The organism is Paenibacillus melissococcoides, from assembly GCA_944800085.1.
GTDB lineage: Bacteria > Bacillota > Bacilli > Paenibacillales > Paenibacillaceae > Paenibacillus_B > Paenibacillus_B melissococcoides.
The window spans coordinates 235,964-257,277 of the sequence record CALYLO010000003.1 but is presented as its reverse complement, the minus strand read 5'-3'; the positions used below and the strand labels follow the sequence as shown (position 1 = coordinate 257,277).

20 protein-coding genes are annotated in these 21,314 nt (G+C 57.9%); 8 read left to right on the top strand and 12 right to left on the bottom strand.

Going from position 1 to position 21,314, the window contains the following annotated elements:
* Positions 1 to 139 precede the first annotated feature (139 nt).
* The 5 genes from OCY70_RS12850 to OCY70_RS12830 all read left to right on the top strand — a co-directional run bounded on the left by OCY70_RS12850 (position 140) and on the right by OCY70_RS12830 (position 5,815).
* Positions 140 to 1,843, top strand: coding sequence for a peptide ABC transporter substrate-binding protein (locus tag OCY70_RS12850; RefSeq protein ID WP_213426976.1), 1,704 nt, complete (start codon positions 140 to 142; stop codon positions 1,841 to 1,843).
* 121 nt (positions 1,844 to 1,964) lie between these two features.
* Complete coding sequence (locus tag OCY70_RS12845; protein ID WP_213426977.1) at positions 1,965 to 2,903, top strand: ABC transporter permease; 939 nt, start codon at positions 1,965 to 1,967, stop codon at positions 2,901 to 2,903.
* Positions 2,900 to 3,847 carry an ABC transporter permease gene (locus tag OCY70_RS12840; RefSeq protein ID WP_213426978.1) on the top strand — a complete coding sequence of 316 codons (948 nt, stop codon included), beginning with the start codon at positions 2,900 to 2,902 and terminating at the stop codon, positions 3,845 to 3,847. The genes OCY70_RS12845 and OCY70_RS12840 overlap by 4 nt, the downstream gene beginning before the upstream one ends.
* 19 nt (positions 3,848 to 3,866) lie before the next feature.
* On the top strand, positions 3,867 to 4,859 hold the full coding sequence (locus tag OCY70_RS12835) for an ABC transporter ATP-binding protein (protein ID WP_213426979.1): 993 nt from the start codon (positions 3,867 to 3,869) through the stop codon (positions 4,857 to 4,859).
* The gene (locus OCY70_RS12830; protein ID WP_213426980.1) at positions 4,856 to 5,815 is read left to right on the top strand and encodes an ABC transporter ATP-binding protein; all 960 of its coding nucleotides are present in this window, start codon (positions 4,856 to 4,858) and stop codon (positions 5,813 to 5,815) included. The genes OCY70_RS12835 and OCY70_RS12830 overlap by 4 nt, the downstream gene beginning before the upstream one ends.
* 159 nt (positions 5,816 to 5,974) lie before the next feature.
* On the opposite strand, the gene OCY70_RS12825 is transcribed toward OCY70_RS12830, so the two are convergent.
* Complete coding sequence (locus OCY70_RS12825) at positions 5,975 to 6,811, bottom strand: HAD family hydrolase (protein ID WP_213426981.1); 837 nt, start codon at positions 6,809 to 6,811, stop codon at positions 5,975 to 5,977.
* Between the two features lie 264 nt (positions 6,812 to 7,075).
* On the opposite strand from OCY70_RS12825, the gene OCY70_RS12820 reads away from it, so the two are divergent.
* The 3 genes from OCY70_RS12820 to OCY70_RS12810 are packed head-to-tail and all read left to right on the top strand — an operon-like array spanning position 7,076 to position 8,661.
* On the top strand, positions 7,076 to 8,098 hold the full coding sequence (locus OCY70_RS12820) for a polysaccharide pyruvyl transferase family protein (protein ID WP_213426982.1): 1,023 nt from the start codon (positions 7,076 to 7,078) through the stop codon (positions 8,096 to 8,098).
* A 51-nt stretch (positions 8,099 to 8,149) separates the two neighbouring features.
* Positions 8,150 to 8,461 (top strand): hypothetical protein, encoded by a 312-nt coding sequence (locus OCY70_RS12815; protein WP_213426983.1) that lies wholly within the window; start codon positions 8,150 to 8,152, stop codon positions 8,459 to 8,461.
* Positions 8,458 to 8,661 (top strand): hypothetical protein, encoded by a 204-nt coding sequence (locus OCY70_RS12810; RefSeq protein WP_213426984.1) that lies wholly within the window; start codon positions 8,458 to 8,460, stop codon positions 8,659 to 8,661. Before OCY70_RS12815 ends, OCY70_RS12810 begins: the two co-directional genes overlap by 4 nt.
* On the opposite strand, the gene OCY70_RS12805 is transcribed toward OCY70_RS12810, so the two are convergent.
* The 11 genes from OCY70_RS12805 to OCY70_RS12755 form a co-directional block, all read right to left on the bottom strand.
* Positions 8,639 to 8,920: a hypothetical protein gene (locus OCY70_RS12805; RefSeq protein ID WP_213426985.1), complete on the bottom strand. Its 282-nt coding sequence runs from the start codon at positions 8,918 to 8,920 to the stop codon at positions 8,639 to 8,641. The two genes, OCY70_RS12810 and OCY70_RS12805, sit on opposite strands and share 23 nt — an antisense overlap.
* A gap of 72 nt (positions 8,921 to 8,992) precedes the next feature.
* Positions 8,993 to 9,544 carry a DUF402 domain-containing protein gene (locus OCY70_RS12800; RefSeq protein WP_213426986.1) on the bottom strand — a complete coding sequence of 184 codons (552 nt, stop codon included), beginning with the start codon at positions 9,542 to 9,544 and terminating at the stop codon, positions 8,993 to 8,995.
* Positions 9,545 to 9,690: 146 nt separating this feature from the next.
* On the bottom strand, positions 9,691 to 10,515 hold the full coding sequence (locus tag OCY70_RS12795) for a hypothetical protein (protein ID WP_213426987.1): 825 nt from the start codon (positions 10,513 to 10,515) through the stop codon (positions 9,691 to 9,693).
* A gap of 17 nt (positions 10,516 to 10,532) precedes the next feature.
* Entirely contained in the window at positions 10,533 to 11,285 is a 753-nt protein-coding gene (locus OCY70_RS12790; RefSeq protein ID WP_213427024.1) for a vWA domain-containing protein, read from the bottom strand.
* Between the two features lie 39 nt (positions 11,286 to 11,324).
* Entirely contained in the window at positions 11,325 to 13,271 is a 1,947-nt protein-coding gene (locus OCY70_RS12785; protein ID WP_213426988.1) for a hypothetical protein, read from the bottom strand.
* A gap of 125 nt (positions 13,272 to 13,396) precedes the next feature.
* Entirely contained in the window at positions 13,397 to 13,672 is a 276-nt protein-coding gene (locus tag OCY70_RS12780; protein WP_213426989.1) for a WXG100 family type VII secretion target, read from the bottom strand.
* Between the two features lie 107 nt (positions 13,673 to 13,779).
* Entirely contained in the window at positions 13,780 to 14,082 is a 303-nt protein-coding gene (locus OCY70_RS12775) for a DUF4176 domain-containing protein (protein ID WP_213426990.1), read from the bottom strand.
* Positions 14,083 to 14,124: 42 nt separating this feature from the next.
* On the bottom strand, positions 14,125 to 15,318 hold the full coding sequence (locus OCY70_RS12770; RefSeq protein WP_213426991.1) for a WXG100 family type VII secretion target: 1,194 nt from the start codon (positions 15,316 to 15,318) through the stop codon (positions 14,125 to 14,127).
* Positions 15,319 to 15,323: 5 nt separating this feature from the next.
* On the bottom strand, positions 15,324 to 16,169 hold the full coding sequence (locus OCY70_RS12765) for a hypothetical protein (RefSeq protein ID WP_213426992.1): 846 nt from the start codon (positions 16,167 to 16,169) through the stop codon (positions 15,324 to 15,326).
* Positions 16,170 to 16,187: 18 nt separating this feature from the next.
* A complete protein-coding gene (gene essC / locus OCY70_RS12760; RefSeq protein ID WP_213426993.1) occupies positions 16,188 to 20,198 on the bottom strand; it encodes a type VII secretion protein EssC in 4,011 nt (1,336 codons plus the stop codon).
* A gap of 25 nt (positions 20,199 to 20,223) precedes the next feature.
* Positions 20,224 to 20,556 (bottom strand): hypothetical protein, encoded by a 333-nt coding sequence (locus tag OCY70_RS12755; RefSeq protein WP_143801063.1) that lies wholly within the window; start codon positions 20,554 to 20,556, stop codon positions 20,224 to 20,226.
* Between the last annotated feature and the right edge of the window lie 758 nt (positions 20,557 to 21,314).

Sequence of the window (21,314 nt, the reverse complement as noted above, 5' to 3'; positions counted from 1 at the left end):
GCAAATGGGAATAAATAGAGACGAGTTGGCATGTTTATAGAATGATAGGTATACACCGATGGCCGCATCGCTGCCGCTTCATCGTCTTGCCCCCGGCCAGGTGGACCACTTCAAACCAAGAGAGGGGTACGCTATGCGAATGAGACGTAAATCCATGCTGGCCGTGCTGACACTATTACTGTCTGTAAGCGCTTTTATGTGTGCTTGCAGCGGCAGCGGCCAAGGCACCAACTCTTCCTCGCCTCCGTCGGCGAACAATGAAACGCCCGCTGATCCGGCGCCCGGGGGCAAGACCGAAGCGCCGAAGGAGCAGGTCTTCCGCTTCAATCTGCATTCGAACCCGCCGACGCTCGATCCCGGACTGGCGCAAGACACGGTGGCGCACGCCGTGCTTAACGGACTGTTCGAAGGGTTGACGCGGAGCAGCGAGGGCGGAGAAGCCGTCCCGGGCACCGCCGAGAAGTGGGAAATATCCCCGGACGGCACCAAGTACACCTTCCATTTGCGGAAGGACGCGAAATGGTCGAACGGAGATCCCGTGACCGCGGAAGACTTCGAGTTCTCTTGGAAACGGGTGCTCGATCCGAAGACCGAGCCGGCGCCGCCGTACGCTTATCAGCTGTACTATATTAAGGGCGCGGAAGCATACAACACCGGTCAGAACGCCGATCCGAATTCCGTCGCCATCAAGGCGGTTGATGCCAACACGCTCGAAGTCGAGCTGGAGCATTCCACTCCGTATTTTTTAAGCCTGCTTTCTTTCCAGACCTATTTCCCGGTACATTCCTCCGTCAAAGACAATCCGAAATGGGCCTCCGAGGCGAGCACCATTATTTCGAACGGACCGTTCAAAATCAGCGAATGGAAGCAGCAAAGCTCGCTGGAGATGGTGAAGAATGAGCATTACTACGGCAAGGATGAAATTAAATTCACCAAGGTGCAAATGTCCATGGTCGCCGATTCGGGATCGGAGCTGAATATGTACGAGACCGACCAAATCGACTACGCCGGCATGCCGACCGGACGCGTTCCGAACGAGCAAATTCCGATCTTGAAGGAGACGAAGCCGGACGAACTAGAGATTAAGGGCATCGCCTCCAGCTACTACTATTTATTCAACAATATGCAGGAGCCGTTCAATAACGTCAACATCCGCAAAGCGCTGTCGATGGCGATCGACCGCCAGCTCATTGCCGACAAGGTGACTCTCGGCGGACAGCTGCCCGCGTTCGGCATCGTTCCTCCGGGAATCGCAGGCGAGAAAGCAGAATACCGCTCCGAGCACAAGGATGATTATTTCAAGGAAGATATAGAGGAAGCGAAGGCGCTGCTGCAGAAGGGGCTCAGCGAGCTGGGTCTGTCCGCCATGCCTGAGATCACGCTCGCCTACAATACCGATGAGAGCCACAAAAAAGTAGCCGAGGCCGTCGCCGACATGTGGAGCAAAAATCTCGGCATCAAAGTGAAAATCGAGAACCAGGAATGGGGCGTCTTCCTGAAGAACCGGACCGCGCTCAACTATCAGATGGCCCGGGCCGGATGGTCGACCGACTACAACGACCCGATGTCCTTCATCGATCTGTACATGACCGGAAGCGGCAACAACGATATCGGGTACAGCAATCCGGAATTCGACAAGCTCGTCCGGGACGCGAAGCAATCGTTGGATAACAAGGAAAGGATGGAATTGATGGCAAAGGCGGAGCGCCTGCTGATCGAGCAGGATCAGGCCATTCTTCCGCTGTACTACTACACGAATGTCGGGTTGAAGAAGCCGAATCTCAAAAACGTGTTTATCGACTATCAAGGAATGATTAACTACAGCCGGGGTTACTTCGAATAACGGCGCAGCTCGCGCTTGCCCGGTATGAGGTCCGTCCGGGATGCACTTGGCCCAGTAGCCGGTGCGTCCCGCTTCTTCATATCCGTGGCGGAATGAACCTGACCAGAAGGAGGATGCATCCATGATACGGTACTCCTTGACCAAGCTGTTCTATCTCATCCTGTCGCTGTGGGTGCTGGCTTCCGTCACCTTTTTGCTCATGAAGGCCATTCCCGGCGACCCGTTCATGTCCGAAAAAGCGGTTCCGCCGGAAATTCGCGCCCGTCTCATGGCCCAATACGGACTGGATAAACCGCTGTATGAGCAATATTTCGTCTACTTGTCCAACTTGGCGAAAGGCGATCTCGGGATTTCGATGAAAATGCAGGACCGCGAAGTCGGCCAGACCATTCGCGATGCCTTCCCCTACTCCCTGAAGCTCGGCGTCGTCTCGATCATCGTCTCCGTCGTCGTCGGCGTCAGCCTAGGCATGGTGGCGGCGCTGCGGCATCGCAAGCTGCTCGACTCCGCCTCGATGGTCATCGCCGTTCTGGGCGTATCGGTCCCCAGCTTCGTCCTGGCCTCCTTCTTCCAATATATTTTCGGCGTGAAGCTGAAATGGCTGCATGTCGTAGGCCTGAGCGGGCCGCTTGATTACATTATGCCGACCCTGGCGCTCTCCGCCTTGCCTATCGCCTTCATCGCGCGCCTGACGCGCTCGAACATGCTGGAAGTGTTGACGGCCGATTATATTAAGACCGCCAAGGCCAAAGGCTTGTCCCGCGGCGCCATCATCCGCCGGCATGTGCTTCGCAACGGCATTCTGCCCGTTGTCACCTATCTTGGGCCGCTCACGGCCAACGTCGTGACAGGCTCCTTCATCATCGAGCAAATTTTCGGAATCGGGGGGCTCGGCAAAATATTCGTGACGAGCATCAGCAACCGCGACTACTCGCTTATTATGGGCATCACCCTATTTTACGGGCTGATTCTGATGTGCGCCCGCTTCATCACCGACATCGCGTACGGATTGATCGATCCCCGCATCACTCTTGTCTCGAGAAAGGAGAAGGCCGCATGACCATGTTCCATTCCTCCCCTGCCGAAGAACGCCCTCTCGCCCCGGAAGACTTCCGGAAGGCGAACGTCAGCGAACATGCGGCGGAAGCGATCGAACAGGAAAGCGTATCCGCATGGCGCGACGCCTGGCTGCGGCTGCGCGGCAACCGGGTTGCCATGACGGGCCTTGTCTTCTTGCTGCTCATCATCGTCATGGCGATTATCGGCCCGATGCTGACGCCTTACGATTACTACTCCAATAATCTGGAGAAGACGAACCATCCGCCTTCCGCCGAGCATTGGTTCGGCACGGACGATCTCGGCCGCGACATGTTCGCCCGCACGTGGATGGGGGCCCGTATCTCGCTTACCGTCGGCTTCTCCGCCGCGGCCATCAACCTCGTCATCGGCGTCATCTACGGCGGCATCATGGGCTATATCGGCGGACGTCTCGACGAGGTGATGAACAAAATCTCCGAAGTCATCTACTCCATTCCGGATCTGCTGGTGGCGATTCTGCTCGGCGTCGTCTTCGAGCCGAGCCTGAGCACGATTATAATGGCGCTGTGCGTAACCGGCTGGATCAATATGTCCTGGATCGTGCGCGGGCAGATGATGCAGCTCAAAAATCAGGAATATGCCCTCGCCTCCCGTTCCCTGGGCTCGTCGGGCATGCGCATTCTGTTCCGGCATCTCCTGCCGAACGCCATGGGCCCGATTATCGTCACCTTGACCTTGGCGGTGCCGGCCGCCATCTTCAGCGAAGCGGTGCTGAGCTTCCTCGGGCTGGGCGTGCAATCGCCGGCCGCATCGTGGGGGACGATGATTAACGACGCGCTCAAGGCCATGATCATTCATCCTTGGCGCCTTGCCTTCCCTGCGCTGTTCATCAGCTTGATGATGCTGTGCTTCAATCTGTTCGGCGACGGGCTGCGCGATGCGCTCGATCCGAAGATGAAAAAATAAGGACAAGGAGGGTTCGCCCATGCAGCGATTGCTAGAAGTCCAAGATCTCCGTGTCTCCTTCCATGTCCGCGGCGGCGAGGTGCAAGCCGTGCGCGGCATCGGATTCCATATCCAGCCCGGCGAGGCCGTCGCCATCGTCGGCGAATCCGGCTGCGGCAAGAGCGTGACCGCCCAAGCGATCATGCGTCTTCTGCCGCATCCTCCCGCCCGCATTCATCAAGGGGAGATCCGGTTCCAGGGAAAAGATCTGCTTCGTATGAAGGAGCGGGAAATGCAGTCCATCCGGGGCAAGGATATCGGGATGATCTTCCAGGATCCGATGACATCGCTCAATCCGACGATGACGATCGGCCGCCAGATTACCGAAGTGCTGATGAAGCATCAGCGCCTGACATCGCAGGAAGCCAAGCGCCGGACGATAGAGATGCTGGAGATGGTCGGCATCCCCCATCCGGCCACGCGCTTCTCCCAATATCCGCATGAGTTCTCCGGAGGGATGAGGCAGCGGGCCATGATCGCCATTGCCTTGGCCTGCCGCCCGGCGCTGCTCATCGCGGACGAGCCGACGACGGCGCTTGACGTGACGATACAGGCCCAGATTCTGCGCGTGCTCAAGCAGCTGCAGCGCGACTTCGGGACATCGATCATTCTGATCACGCACGATCTTGGCATCGTGGCGGATCTATGCGAACGCGTCATCGTCATGTATGCGGGCCAGATCGTCGAGACCGGCACGAAGAGGGAAATATTCAGGCAGCCGCGGCATCCCTATACCAGAGGTCTGCTGCGGTCCCTCCCGCGAATCGATCAGAGCAAGGATGAGCTGCTCGTGCCGATTTACGGCACGCCGCCCGATCTGGCCAAGCCGCCGGCCGGCTGCCCGTTCTGGGCCCGCTGCAGCGATGCGATGCGCGTCTGCCAGGAACGGCAGCCGGAAGCGACCTCCATCAGCGGAACCCACGGCGCGAGCTGCTGGCTGCTGGATACGCTGGCACGGGAGGTGGCCAGATGAGCATAGAGCCATTGCTCCGGATCAACCGGCTGAGCAAGCATTTCCACCTTGGACGGGGCCAGACGCTGAAGGCCGTCCATGACATCAGCTTTACCGTACGTAGAGGAGAAACGCTCGGGATGGTGGGCGAATCGGGATGCGGCAAATCGACGGCGGGGCGGACGATCCTCCGCCTGTACGAGCCAACGGAGGGGGAAGCCTGGTATGGAGGAACGAATATTTACCGGCTGAAGCCGCGCCAGCTCAAGGCGTTCCGCCGCGAGATGCAGATGATCTTCCAGGACCCGTACGCATCGCTCAATCCGCGCATGACCATCATGGACGTTATCGGGGAGGCGCTGGACATTCACCGTCTCGCCGACAGCCGTTCAGCGCGCAGGAAGCAGGTCGAGGCTCTGCTTCACCTGGTCGGGCTCAATCCCGATCATGCCACCCGCTATCCCCATGAGTTCTCGGGCGGCCAGCGCCAGCGCATCGGAATCGCCCGCGCGCTGGCCGTCGATCCGAAGTTTATCATTTGCGACGAGCCGATCTCGGCCTTGGACGTATCGATTCAGGCCCAGGTCGTCAATCTGCTGCAGGATCTGCAGAAGCGGCTTGGACTGACCTACCTGTTCATCGCGCATGATCTGTCCATGGTCAAGCATATCAGCGATCGGGTGGCCGTCATGTACTTGGGCCGGATCGTGGAGCTGGCCGATAGCGGGACGCTGTATGCGGAGCCGCTTCACCCGTATACGCGGGCGCTCATGTCCGCCATTCCCGTCCCCGATCCCGACGTCGAGGCCGACAAGGAGCGCATCGTGCTGAGCGGCGAGCTGCCGAGTCCGCTGCGTCCGCCGAGCGGCTGCTCCTTCCGGACGCGATGCCCGTACGCGAACGGGACCTGCGCCGAGCGCAAGCCGGAGTTCCGGGAAGCGAAGCCGGGACATTATGTCGCCTGCCATCTGGCCTAAGCCGTCCGCGAGCCGCCACGGAGAGACAGCAGAAGAAGATATGGCAGAAGATACGGCAGGAGGCCGAACGCATTCCATTCAGCCTCCTGGTTACCTAAATTAGATAGAGCAATGAACCTTCCGGAGGAAAGATAATAGCAGCGATGCAAGACAGTATGCTTACAGCAAATGAGCGGACAACTGACACAGATCGCTGCAGATGAACCGGATATGCGGGAAGCTGCCCAGCTTGTTTTTCCGGTTCAGCCAGACCGTATCGATTCCGACGTTCGTCGCGCCCCCCACATCGCCGCTCAAGGAATCTCCGATATGAAGCACATCCTCCCGCTTTACCCCGAACTGCTCCAGAGCACAGCGGAATATCTCCGGCCGCGGCTTGTAAGCGCGGACATCCTCGCTCGTCATGACCCCGTCCACCTCCAAACCGTGCAGGCGCAGAGCCGCCTCGATATCGGCCCGATCCGTATTCGACAAAATATAGACCGGATAGGATTGGCGGGCCTGCTCCACGAACCGTCTCGCATCCTTGTAAAGATTCGGCTGTTCCCAATTGGCGTACTGCAGCGCGAGCAGATCATCCGGCCGGCTGAACGAATCGAAATAAACGAGCGTCTCGGCCAGGCATTCCCACGCGAGCTGGCGCTGGCTCTGATAAGCGCGGCCGTAGCTCTCGAGAAGCAGCCTGGATAAGCTCTGCCACCAGTAATTTCCAATCTCCTGCAGGCTGCATTCCCGGCGGGAATTCACCTGGATATTGCGGAACACAATCTGCAAAATGTTCTCATCTTCCCATGCCAACGTTCCATAGAAGTTAATAAACAGGGACTTGTACTTCGCCATGACGTCCCATCCCCTTATCCGTGTGGCTTCCGGCCGATGTTCCGTATGAATGCGCCGCGCCTGTGCCCGCCCGCACGGGTCCGGGCCGGCTGCCGGCTGCACAATCCCGTCGAGAAGCGTCGAGAATACTTCCAGTATAGCAAACCTGTTTCGCAAGAAGAGAGTCATTTCCTGAAAAAGGGACTTGGGGGGCCTCCCGGATAGGCTTGCTGAACTAGGCAAGCATAGCTGCCCTTGATTCAAAGAAATCGCTTCGTTCCACCGCGAAGCTGAGCCGGCACGCGGCATGCAAGCCGCATGGCAAATAATGATTTTCCAAGGCAAAGGGCGAGGGCGGAATCTCGATTCTATCAATCTCGCATATGGTAGAGAGGAAGGCTGCAAGCGGCTGGTTCATTTTGAAGCAGAGGAGGTGCATTGATGAATATTGCCGTATGCGGATATTACGGGATGGGGAACTTCGGCGACGATTTATGCTTGCGGACGCTGCAGAAGCGTTTCGACGGACATGCCGTCTACCCCTGGCTGCCGCATATGAATCCGGATGAGACCGATGCCGTCATCATCGGCGGCGGAGATCTGATCACGCCGCACTACTTCAACCCTTATTACTTTCCGGCGGCGCTGCGCAATCATCCCACCTGGGTATATGGTGTTGGCATTGCCGATGACGGGCCGGAAGAGACCTGGCCGCAAGACCAAGTGAAGCTGTACCGGGAACGGATACGGCGGGCCAACAAGGCCGTATTCCGCGATGCCCATTCGCTTGCTGCCGCTTCCCGGGCCCGATTCCACCCTTATCCGACGATGGCTCCGGACATCGCTTTCGGCTATCAGGAGTCCCGGTTCCCCGTGAAGCGATTATCCGACAGGCCCACGATCGGCATCGTCGTCTCCGCCTGTTCCGCCTTCCCGTTCGAAGCAATGCTCCGGCTCTTCCTCCGGTTGACAAGCGAAGGCTTCCATCTTGCCCTTATCCCCGTCATGAATCATCCGATGAACGGCTTCTCCGACTTCGACATGTGCAATCGGCTGTACCGAGCCCTGAAGGCTCGCCATCCCCGCGCCTCCGCCGAACCGCTTCCGCTGCTTATGGAGCTCGACGTCACCTACAGCATCATCCAATCGATGGACATGCTGATCTCAAGCAAACTCCATCCGTCGCTTGTGGCGCTGCGCGCCGGAAAACCCGTGTTCGCCTTCAGCAAGATGAATAAGCTCCGCAGCCTGCTCAGACCGTTCGGGATGGAGAAATATGTCTGCTCCGATGAGGAGCAGGGAGAAGACGATTGGCAGAGAATCGAGGATTTCCTTGAACACGGCCAGACCAAGGCGCAGGCGGCCCTGCCCCGCATCCGCCAGGCCGAACGCGAGAGCGTGCGCCAGCTTCGCCGCCTGAAGGCGGATATCGAGCAGCGATGCCGGCGGCATCGCTGGTTGTGATGGCTGTCGGAACAGATTGACCAGATGGATCGTAAGAGAGGAGGAAGCAAGATGGGCTTCTGGTTCGGGTACGGCCGGCTTGTTAACAAGCTTCGCCAACTGGAGGAAAAAGTCGAGGAATTGGCTCGCGGCGCAGATGAAGCGGCTTCGGGCCCTAATGAAGAATTAAAACGGTTCCTGGAGTTCAAGGTGGGAACGGAGATCATGGTCTGCACCCCAAGCGCTGCGGTGCGGGGCGTGCTCCTCAGCGTAGGCGCCGGCGTTCTGCAGCTAAGGGAGACAACCGGCGATCGCGCCCTCATACCGTTTTCCAAAGTGACCTATGTCCAATCATCGGCAAGCAGAGAGGAGATCTCGCGATGATTTTTCGCCAACTGCTGCGAAGTTATATCGGGACTGCGGTCGAGATCATGACCGCTCATGGCGTGACAGAGGGGACGCTGCAATCCGTCGGCAGCTCCACTCTCACCCTTAAGGTTTCCCCGATTCTGAACGGGCCTTCCGGGCACATCGCCGCCATTCCGCTGCAAGCCATCGAAGTCATCCGCATTCCCGCAAAATGATGATGACGCCGGGGCGCACCGCAAACGTGCGCCCCGGCGCTTCAGTAAACTCTCGGACCATCCCCCGGCCCATCCGGTTGTTCCGGCTCTCCTTCTCCCGAATGGACAAGTCCAGCCAGCGGATGGTCCGGTGCAGCGCGCGGATGGTCCGGTGCAGCGCGCGGATGAACAAAATACTGATGTAGATGCCAAGGACGATGACCGACGTATAAATCAAAAGCGGAATAAATCCAAAAAATGAAACGAATCCGATATCCATCGGAGACACCACCGCCTGTCATGATTCAGTACGTGCTTCCCCGCCGACCACTAAGACACAAGTTGCTCCGCCTTATCCGTTCGGATAAGGGCGAAGCAGCGGCTTCAGCTTGCGGAAATCATGCATGCCGTTCCGCACGGCGGCCAGCTCCGTTATATGCTCCATCAAAGCATGCGCTTCCTCGGACGCCAACCGGTACTGTTCCTCCGAAATGCGTCTCAGGCGAAGCGCCTCGGCCAATTCCTCTTCATCCAGCAAAAAGACCTTCCCTGACGGCAGCAGGACGACGTCCAGGTATAGATCGTCATAATACGGAATTCCGCGTTCGTCCAGTTCGGAAGGCTCGCAGATGTCCACATACCACTGGACCACTTCTTCCTTGTCATTCAGCATTGTCGTCACGGAATAGCGCTTGCCTTGCGGGAAATGCTGCATCCAATAATAGCCGGCGTCCGCCAGCACGAGCTTCCGGCCGTCCATTTTTTTGACAAGCGGCGCACGCACCGCATGGAAATGGATCAGCGTCACATAACCCGAGAAATCTTCGGTTTCCTGATGCATCATAGCAAAATCACGCGATTCAATCCGTTTCCAATCGCTGCGGTCAGCATGTTTTCGTTTCATGAAGTCAACCTTTCTTCTCTCTTCTCCAAATGCGCGTTCTCCGTAAATCTCCTCCATTATACCGTTATTTAACCCGAAAATCTGCAAAAAAAAAGAACATCGCTTCCGATGTCCTTCCTTGGCGTATGATAAACAGAGCGGCCTGCTCACCACGACACCTCGATAAAGGAGGCGTCATCCGTCAGCGCGCCGCCCTGCGGCTGATCCAGCATCCGCTGCAGCTCCGCATCCGATGGCGTTCCGCTGCATCCGTCGAGCTCGCGCAAGCCGTCCGTGTAACAGAGCAGCCGGTACGTCCCGGAGCGGGGCAGGTCCATCGTGAACAAATGCGGCGCACCGCCGACCGGGCCGGTTAACGTGGACCAGCGCTCGCCGATGCGTATCTTGTCCTGGAACGGCGCCTTCACTTCCGTGCCGTTCACCCACAGGCGCAGACGGCAGTCGCCCTGCCAGGCGAGCCACAGCCTGCCCTTGCGAAGCCCGCTGCGGCTGGCGCGCTCGATGCGGCCGCAGATGAACATCGATTCGCTGCCGCGGCGCCGCTTCTCTTCGAGCACTTCCCTCAGCAGCTGCGGCGTGCCACGGGGTATCGGCAGACCTTCTACCGCCTTCGTCGCCGGGAGGGTCAGCCCTCCGATATAGGCATGGAAGGCTTGCTCGCTTGGCGGCGCGCCCAGGTCTGCCAGCCAGCCGAGCAGCCGCTCGCCGAGGAACCGGGCGGCGAAGTCGCCCTGATAGCTCATGCTGACTCCATCGCACAGCACGAAGCTGCAGCCGTGGCCCTGCAGATGCAGTCCGAGGTAGTCCTGCCCGTTCTCGCGCTGTTGGACCGTCTCCTCCGCCCGCGCATAGCCGTACCTGCACCGGTACGGGTGTTCAATGGTCGTTACGGGATGCTCGCTATGCTGGGAGCACAGGATTCGCTGCACCGCGGTGTCATGTCGGGACGATTTTCTTCGGCCAATTCGCATGCCCAATCTCCCCATCCCTACCGAACCGGCGTAGCTGCCGACATCTGGAACCCGATGGACACGAGCTCCGCGCAGCTTCCGGGGAGCATCATGCGCGCGCCGGGAGCGAGATGATAATCCGCTTCGACCAGCATCTCCCGGTAACTCTCCGGCAGGACGGAGGACATGTTGCGCAGCTTCTCGGCATGCTCATCCTTGAATGGCGTATCCGCCATAATCCCTTTCCAGCGGCGCGGCTCCGCAATCGGCGAGCCCATAATATGATCCGATATGAAAATATTCTCCACCAGCACATTGCCGTCCGGCACGCTCATTTGCATAATCCGCTTCGCGATCGGCTCCGGGTCCTCCCCGGTCGCGACCCCGTCGGTCATATGGCAGACAAGCGGAGCCGGGCAGTCCTGCATATTCGGCAGCTCCGCCTCCAGGATCCGTTCCGCCTGCCGGAACGCCTTGGCCGAATCGGAGAACCGGATCGGCGTCAGATCCGGCAGCGAGCCAAGGCTGGCGATCTCGTCGATGCCCTTGATTCCGTTCAGCAGGTCGTATACATCATCGCTGTAGGCCAGGATGGCCAGGCGGTACCGGGGCGTGAGCCGGTTGCCCTTGGTGGACCGGAATACCATCTGCCGAATGGCCAAGGACAACGCTTCGTATACAATGTCAATCCGGCGCTTGCCGTCCATCAGCATATTCATCGAAGCGCTGATGTCAATGAGATAAATAATGAGCGCCGGCGTCCGTTGGGAAGCTTGAATCGTGTAGTTCATCCGCTTCGGTGTCACCTCTGTTCTCTCATGCTTTCCGGATTAAATATCGGGAAGCTCATGCTCCCGATTTTTCAAATATTTATAAATATGTCCCGCCCGGGCGGACATGTCAGGCTTCTTATTGAAATAATCGGGATCCTTCTCGTAGCGCTTGGCGAATTCCAGCGCACTCTTGCGGGCCTTCTCGTGATTATCCCGCTTGGCGGAATTATAGGTCATGTTATAGGAGGCCACGAGCAGGACCGCATCCCGCTCCCGAATCCGCTTCAATTCCTCCTGCTCCTTGCGCTTGCGGGCCTCTTCCTCCTGCTTGCGCTTCTGCGCCTCGGCCTGCTGCTGCTTCCACTGGAGGTACTTCTCATATTTCGCCTGCTTATCATACTTCTCCTGAAGCTTCTTCCGCTCTTCTTCCTTCTTCTTCTGCTCGGCCCGCTTTTTCTCAGCCAGCTTCTGCTGCTCCAGCTTCTTCCGTTCCTGCTCCTTCTTCGCCTGTTCCTCCCGCTGGGCCGCCAGCCGCGCCTCTACCTCCTGCTTGCGGCGGGCTTCCTCCTCCGCCTGCTTGCGGGCCAGCTCCGCCTCCTCCCGCTGCTTCGCGGCCAGCGCCTCCTGCTGATCCTTCGCCTTCAGCGCGTCGGCCTGCAGCATGTTATACACAAGCGGACTCGCGCCCAGCAGCAGGACGACGATACCCGCCGCCAGCAGCGCGGCGGTTCTGCGGCGCATGCCCGGACGCTTCCCCGGCGGGGCTTGCGCCGCGCGCAGCCGCTCCTCCAAGCCTGCGATGGCCGCTGCCAATTCGACCTCCATCGGGCTTCCGGCAGAGACGAAATGATGTGCCGAACGATACACCTCAAGCGCGCTCTGCCATTGCTTCTTCTGTTCCAGCTCCCTGGCCTGGTTGAACAGCCGATCCACCACATTCGGATCGGAACGGCCGGCCGCTTGCGAAGCGGCCAACGGCGGAACCGGGTCTTGCCCGGCCGGTTCGGAATCCGGCTTGCCCGCCGGCGTTCCCCCAGCAGACTGAGACGGCTGCACCTCGACCGGCTCGTCAGCGGACACGCCGGACAAAATAATGAGCCATTCCCCGAAGGTCGGGCAGCTGCTCAAGTCCTGGCTCTCCCACGCCCGGACGAACAGCTCGGCAACCTTCGTCCCCCAGCGCTCCTCCAGCGAGCGCTTCATTAACCCGTACCGCTCGCAGGCGGTCTGCATTTCATGCTGATCGAAAAAGCTCTCTCCCCATGCGCGCCCGATAACTCTGTCGTCGGACCAGCCGAGCATCTCGGCGAGAATGATCGCCCCGGCGAACCGATCCGCATACGCGCTCCACAATCCGCTCTGAACGGTGCGGTGCGCCGCATATCCCGGCGAACCGGCGAGAAGCACGTCCGGCCGGTCCAGCTTCGGGCTGTACATCTGCTCCACGTCGACGAGCTCGATCTTGGATCCGCTGCGATGCCTGTTAACTTCCGAAAAAAACGGAAGCAATACGTTCGGCGCAGACAAATCGCAGTGAGCCAATCCCTTTTGCTCCATCCCCGAGCAGATCTCCGCGAGGGAGGTCGCCAGCTCAAGGCTTTCCCGCCGGGTTAGGGCCCGCTGGGCTGCGATCATATCCAACCAGGTAGGGCCATGTACCCATGGCATCAGCACCGCGTACAACAGGTCGGTATGCGCCTGGATGATTCCTCCGTTTTTTTCAGGAGTCAAGATGTGCCGCTTGCATACGCTCAGACCGGGCAAGGCGCTGTACGCATCCAGCTGCTCCGACTGATAGACCATGGCCGGTATGCGGTATTTCGGAAAGAACACCTTGAGCGCCTTCATCTCCTGCATGTCGCCGTCATGCGGGATCAATTGGTATACGATTCCTTGCCTTCCGGCCTGCGCATAAGCCAGACCGGGAGCAGCCGGGTGCTCTCCAATGAGATAATCGGTTCCGTACAGCCGGATCGAATCTCCCGGATTCGGCTGAAATGACATTCCCATCCCCCAGTGGTGATTCAGGTTACCTAATGCGGCATACTGCAAGAAAACCGGGAGTCGCTACAACGCCCGGTTTTCTTATCAGGTTCATACGCAGCGGCGGCACAGCCCCGCATTCCGTATTATCGCTGTTGGTCGATTGTGCGGAACTTGTTCGCAATCGCGCGCAGTTCTTCGCTGATGCCGTTCAGCGTCTGAACGAAAGCCTGCATCTGTCTGCCGGCTTCCTGGAACTCCTGGAAGAAGCGTTGCTTCGTCATCCCTTCCCATTGACCTTCCATGCCTTGAATCGCTTGCGTCAGGCTGGAGACCACCTGTTGGCTTTGCTCTCCGCCCTGCTTGAATTGATTTGCGACCTGGTCCACTTGTTCAGGTGTAATTAAGATACGGCCTGCCATTATTAACTTCCTCCTTTGGAAATGGATAGGATAAATGCTAGGTCAATTGTACATGAATTCCATTCCTACTCGGTAAGAGGCCCTGGACCTAATTTCCATATTACCTTTTACTTAGCTGGTGAAACTTCCTTAAGTATTTTTTGAAACGCTTCTTCTTCATAGTTCGAAAAACCTACATGGGCGACAACGTCGATATCCTCATGATTGAATAAAAAGGAAAAGTTCTCGTCTATGTACCCTTCCGGATAGACGACGCCCAAATAATCAAACAGACGATTCGTCTTGATTTGCAGCTGCTTGCGGCCATATATCATCAATTTCTTGCTTCCGTCGCGCAGCAACACGACCGAGCCGAGCGGCAGTAACGTCTTTTCATGCGCAGGACGGAGTTGTTCTGCTTGATTCTTCAAATCGCACCCTTCCCTTCTCTGATCAATTGCGCCTCTGACCTGTTAAGTGCCGGTGCCCGGGAACCATTTTCCGAGCCCCCCGAACGTGTCCGAGACGGAATCGGCGATGCGCTTCGCTGTCTTTGTCGTTCCGCTCTTGACCGCCTTCACTCCGTCAGCTACCGTGTCCGAGGCAGATTGCGCTTTTGTTGAGAGCGACTTCGCCCCTCCTGACACCGAGTCGGATACGTTGTTCACCGCGCTGTCTGCCGCGTTCACCGCGTAGGTTTTCAATGACTTGCCGTTAATCGTAACTTCCGAGGCCATGGAAATGACCGCGCCCGCGGCCAATCCGACGCCTGCCCCGACGATGGTCCCTCCCACCGGGACGACGGAGCCGACATAAGCGCCCACGGCCGCGCTGGCCGCCATCGTGCCCAGGCCGAGCGAACCGTTCACGACGCCGCTGGCCACCGCCCGGCTGGCTCCTCCTGCTTCGTAATCCGTCATGACGGAGGTGCCTGTGTCGTAGGCGAGGCCGGCATAGCCGAGCTTCGCGCTCCATCCCTTGAGCGAGAAGGCTTCCTTCATCGCGATGCCCGGGTCGACGAACTTCCATACGTTGTGATGATTGGACGCGTTCGAAGCGGTATACCGTGTGCCGCGAATCCCTTCGGACAGCGCATAATCGGAGCGGGCTCCGCTAATGGTGACATAGCCGTCTCCCCGCACATTCACGTTGAATTTGTCGCGGTGCATGCCCACCATGTCATAGGCGCCCTTGGCGAAACCGTATAATTGGGCTTCCGTCGGCTTCCAGCTTAACCCGATGGCGGTTCCTCCTCCGTTCATCGCGCGAACGGCCGAATTCGGATTCGAGATCGTGCCAAGCCCTGGCGCAACCCCGGGAAGGATGAGAGACGTCCCTCCCATCATGATGCCGCTGAATATGGCCGTCGCCGATCCGATTTTAGCCCCTGGCGGCAATATGCTGTTCGTCTGCTGATCCGCCGTCTGGAATTGCTCCGCTTTCGTACTGATATGCTTGCCCAGCTCGAACAGCAGCAAGTGAATCTGGGAAGACAGACGCGACGCCTGCTGCCATTCTTCCATGACGGAGGTCTTGATCGAAGACTCCCACGTCAACGTGTGCAGCGCCTGACTCAGAGACGATTGTATAGATTGCATTTGTTCCGCCGCAATTTGAAGCTGACGGCCCAAATCACGGAGCGCATCCGGATATACGAGAATACGCATCGTTGTCACCTTCCCTCATCTTTTGCGAGCTGCCGGTCCCACTGCACGAACATTCGGGCAAATTGCTCCTTTGTCGTCGGCGTGGCCGTCAACCAATCTTCGTCACCTTTAGAGCTTTTGCGGATCAGCCAGTTGCATGAAGCGCCAATGATGAACGCCAGCCCCTGGACGTCCCAATCCTGCTCATTCCAGACCAGGAAGAGGAACTCTCCTTCCGCCACTTTATTTTTCATGGAGCGGGCCAGGGCGAGCGCCCCTTCTTCCTCTCCGTCGAACGTCATCAATTGGCAGGTCATTTGCTCGACCGTCAACTGGGGTGCCTGCTCATACAGCTTGTGAAAATGCCTTTTGGACAAAATCACCGAGGTCATATCCGTCTCCGGCTGGTCTGCCCAGCCCATCCTCTCGATAAGCTCATGGCAGGCCTCTTCCACCGATCCGATCTCATAGAGCGTATACCTATCCGGATCTTCATTGCACCGCACGCGCTGGATGACCATATCGTCCGTCATGTGGAGGTACCCTTCGAACGCTTCGCCCGCATGGGAGTACCTGACCCAGCACGACCGCTTGGCCAACCCGGTAACGGCTACGCTGGAAAACACATGCGGGGGCATGGACAGCTCCACCCCGTTCGGCTCTTCCATCAAATATCCCTTTTTCAGCAGAGCTGACTTGGCCCGGTCCCATTCTTCCGCGATCTCGTCCGTCAAATATCCGCGAAACGGATCTTCGATGCCCAATAAACGGTCAGAACCGATAATACCGGTCAGAAAGTACAACTCTTTCGCATCCAGCGTAATGCTATCTCTCATCTTTTTCTCTTTTTTTTCAACATCATCTGTCGTCATCAATTCATGCACCCCCCATCAGACCGGTACATTCCATTGTTCGCGAATTCGTTCTGACCATTCATTTGGAGTCCACGACTCGGTATATGGAAAAGCGGCTTTCAATTTGGTAAATTTGCGTCGCATAAAATATCCTTGTCCCGGCGGCAGCATCTTCGTTCCGGAGCTCCCGCTGTTCGATTCGGATATCGGCAGGCGCAGGAAGGACAGGTCGTTCGCGTCGATCGTTCCGAACAGGAATCCCGATTGGGACGCCTTCACATCGTTGAACCAATCGACGCCGAAGGTCGGGAATTCCGACGGAACTCCCGCCAGCACGACATGAACATTCCGATCCCGGCCCTGCCGCACGATGGCAGACAGCTGATCCTTTACAGAAAAATCAGTCAACTGTTTGCATAAATCATCGGCATCGTCCATCACAAGCAAGAGGGCCGGTTCATGCGCTTCCTTCGTCCGGTTCTGTACTTGATCATATATCATCTGCACGAGGAATGGAATCTCTTCTTCCCGCGCAGCGACTCCTTTGACATGGGGAAGACTGGACAACCGGCTGATTCCTTCCCCGCCGAACCGGGTATCGACCGCATAGATATGAAGCCGCTCCGGCGAGACATGATAAGCCAGCGACAGCACCCAGCTCGACAGGAACGATGTCTTGCCGCTCTCCATCGGGCTGGCTACCACGAAATGAGGGCCTTCCTTCAAATCGATAAGGAACGGTTCCAGATCGTCCGAACGGAGGCCGACCGGCACCCGGTACAAGCCTTCGCTGCCTTCCGGCGCCCGTCTCTCGGGCTCCTGAAGCAGCTCCGGCAGCCGGACAATCTCCGGCAGCGGCCGAATCGGCGGCGCTTCCTCGCCGCTCCACGCCTCCTTGATCGACTTCATCTCGGCGCGAAGCCGCAGGATCCGCTCGGTCTCGTCCGGTCCGCTGGACGGCAGCGCCGTCTGGAATTCAAGCGGCGGGACGGCTCCCTTCACCAGCCCGCGCCCCGGCGGAAGCTGCGCCGGCGCCTTCGTCGGCCGTCCGACCGCAAAATAGTAGTCGCTCGGATCGGCAAGCTCGAACGACACCGCCTGCGGAATATTGCTGCGCACCTTCTCGAAAATATCGGTTACGCGGTTCGCCGTAATGACGAACGTGATGGCGAGGCTTCCGCCTTCGCGCAGCAAGTATTCCAACAGCTCGTTCTCCTCCGGATAGGTCGTCCGGAAGTTCAAATACCCGTCGATGACGACGACGATATGCGGCACCTGTTCGCGAGCCGCTCTCCGGTAGGAGGCAATCGTCTTGACGCCCGCTTCCGATATCATTTCTTTGCGTTCGGCCAGCTGCTGCGAGAGGTAGCGGAACAGCCGCTTGATGCGGTCTTCCTCCTCCGCCAGCATGACCGAACCGACTTGAGGCAGCTGGGCGGCGTCCTTCATCATCCGCCCCATGTCCACGACATAGCCATGCCACCGATCCGGCGTGAATTGCTTCGCCAGCGACATCAGCAGCGACTGAACGAAGGTCGTCTTCCCTGTGCCCGGCATGCCGTATACAGCGAGATGTCCCTGCTCCATGCTTATATGGAGCGGCTCCTGCCGCTGCTGCATCAGATCGTCGACCAAGCCGACCACAGCCCGCAGCCCGGTCTCCGGATGCTCCGTCTGCCACGGTTCTGCTGGTTCTTCCCGTCGCAGCGCCAGAACTTCATCCAATTCCAGATGCTCCGGCAGCGGGGGCAGCCAAGGGCCCGGAAGCTGCTCAATCCCCTCGCGGCGGGCCGTCTTGGCCACATGGTCGATGAATACTTGAAGCTGCTTCGGCGGTTCCTTCTCCATCAGCGCGGAGGAGAGTTCCTCTCCGGTCAGCAGCGGTTCCCGCTTGCCGTTCAGCCGGACCTCATATATCTGGACAGGCGAGGCGTCCTCGTCCTTGCGCTTCACTAGATAAGGCGCGCCGCTCCAAGCGAACTGCATCTCTTCGAACACTTCATCGCTGCCAACCTGGAAATAGCCTCGCCCGGGATTGGTTATCCAGGCGGCATTCGGTATTTTGAGCATATCCCGGCTGTCCCCTTCGCTCTGAACCCGGAGGCAGATGCGGAAGCGGGTATTGCTCCAAATTTTCTCGTCCACGACGCCCGCCGGCTTCTGCGTTGCCAGGATGAGGTGGACGCCGAGCGTCCGGCCGATCGTGGCGATGCTGATCAGCTCATCCATGAACTCCGGCTGATCCTTTTTCAACTGGGCGAATTCATCGATAATGATGACCAGATGCGGAAGCGGATGCTCCGCACGCCGGTCCGATCGGTAATACTCGTCGATATGCTGCAAATTCCCGGCATCGTTCAAGATGCGCTGCCGGCGGATCAGCTCCGCCCGGAGCGACACCTTGGCCCGTTCGATCAAGCTGTCGTCCAGATTCGTTATCGTCCCTACGACATGCGGCAGATCGACGAACGTGTTCGACATGCCGCCGCCCTTGTAGTCAATCAGCATGAACGCAAGCTCATGCGGATGGAACTCGGCGGCAAGCGAAGCGATGAGCGACTGAATGACCTCGCTCTTCCCCGAACCGGTCGTGCCCGCGATGAGGCCGTGCGGCCCATGTCCCTTGCGCTCGATCTTGTCATGCAGATTAAGCATGATCTTCTTGCTTCCCGCGCGCACGCCGACCGGAACGGGCAGCGTATCGGGATAGCGGTTTTTCCGCCAGCGGGAAGCTGCGTCCAGTTGGCCGATCTCCTTCACGCCCAGCATCTCGAACAGCGGCAGCACGGTAGGGATGTCGGACGCGGCCGATCGCTTCAGGCGAATGGGCGCCATATAGCGGGCCAGCGTGTCCGTCCCTTCCAGCGACATAAGATCGGCGGAAAAGGCATGCCGAACGATGCCTTCTTCTTCCGTCTTATGCGTATAGGTTCCTTCGGATTCGCTCACTTCCACGATAAGCTGGCACTGCATCGGCAGGCGCTCCTTGCTCTCCGAGAGCACAATCGTGCAGGCGTCGATTCGGCCCGCATCCTCGAGAAGAAGGGGATACAGCGGCTCCTCTTCCACCAGCTGCGTGTCGGACAGCAGAACGACATAACAAGGAAGATGCTGCTTCTTCTGACCGGACGTGCGGAAGCTTTTCCTCCGGTTCAGCAGGCTGAACAGCTGGTCCGCCAGCTGATGCGCTCCGCTGCGGCGATCCGCCAAATACCGCTGCGTCCGCTCGTCATCCCACGTATGGGGCAGCCAGCGAAGCCAGCTCCATTCCTCGGCTTCGCGCTCGTCATAGAAGGCGGCCAGCTTCACTTCATCCGGCGAATGCCGGGTAGACAACTGGGCCGTGATGACGCGAATTGCATTCATTACCGCTTCCCGTCCTCCGACGATGCCGATGACCTTGGCCGGATACAAGGGGAGCGCGATAGGCGCCTGCTCCACCCGCTCGAACTCTTCGGCGACTTCGCGGGCAGCGTCGATCAACGGATCGCGCTCATAGCCATCCGCGCGAGGCACTTCAATCTCCATATAGAATGGCACCGCGCCGGTGCCGATTCGCACATGCATGAAATCGTCATCCGCCGGGCCGCGCTCCCACAGATTGCTGCTCCGGTTCTTGACGATCTGATAGCATACTTCGGGATCGCCATGGATCGCCTGCATCGCCTCCAATTGCTCCCTTGTCTTCTCCTGCAGTTCTTCCCGATGCTTATCCAATTGGGCGCGGTACATCCGATCGCGCTCCACCTTGCGGCGCTCGTACACCTTCTTATTGTTCAAATACATAAAAAAAGGAAGAGTATACGACGTAAGCATCATAAAAATGGTCAACATCTGGAACATCATATAATTGCTGTTGCCCATCTTGCCTGACATCGACATATATATGTAAAAACCGACACTGACCAACGTCATAATAATCGGAATGATAATCGTAATAATCGAAAATGTAGGACGGGTCGGTTCCGCCGGCGGGCGCAAAATCTCAAGCCTATCCTTGCGCAGCGTCGGCTTGATTCTAGGTGATCTCTGGTACAGTACGTTCACGGCGAACAACTCCTCGTCTGAATCGCTACTTATTCGCTACCCTGTCCTTCTCTGGTTGAAACAGCATTCGTCTGCCATATGCAGGAAGCGAGTCGGTTGTCGTGGAGTAAGCCCGTTGGATGCGGATATGCGCCCCTTCGCGCAGCCCGGCCTCCGCAAGCCGCTGTTGTTCCTGTACGACGAACCACAACCCTTCCGGTTGCTTCGCCTCGAGTATATATTGCACATCATTGCGCGGCGGCTCGCCGAACAATTTCAATCCGAGAATAGCTTTCAATTGCAGGCCCGTGCAATCCTCCGACACATCAATGTCGAACCACTCCTGGCCCTGTCTTCCTGACGATACGGTAAGCATCATCGCAAGCGCCCTCCTTCGGATCAGAGCCGCTCCGGCTCCGCCTGTCTCATTTTACTCTACACCCGCGGCGGATAGCGGTCAATGCAAGGCTATGCGGCGCCGATTGCCGGGGGCGGACAGGACTGCTTCTACGACAGACTAGTATACATGATTATACCATATCCGTACTTAGTATATATTGGAATTGCCCGGTTGCAATGAGCCATAAGAACGGAATTCGTGACAGAACTCCAAAAACAATGTCAAAGCCATCCTCGGATCTGGCATTCGCTATTTCCCGGTTCCCGCCCGAACGGGCTGGGGGCCGGGAGCTGAGTAGCCGGGAGACTGGCCTGTTCAGATTTCAGATCCGGTTCCTGCCCAAGTCTGCTTCCATTCCTTATCCCACTAAGTCAGGTCCTTGTTTTGGTTCATCACAATTGCCCATTCCGGAGCTTCCTTCCATCGCCCTCCCAATAGACTAGTCGGAACACCTCTTTTTACCATTCTCCCGATAACTCATTCCATACCTTCTTATATTCGCTATCCCAACTAATCAGTCCGTCTCTACTTATCTCCACTATCCCAATCAGTCAGGTTTAGCAGTAGTCCTTCTGCTTCACTCTCCCCTTCGTTCAGAATGCCTCTCACTATATTAGCTAGCCCTATTTAAGAAATTACTAATTCCACCACCCGATTCCTTCCTCGATCGCTCGTGAGTCTGAACCGTTCCTTGTCCTTGAATCGGGTCCATCATACAACACAAATAAACTGCAACC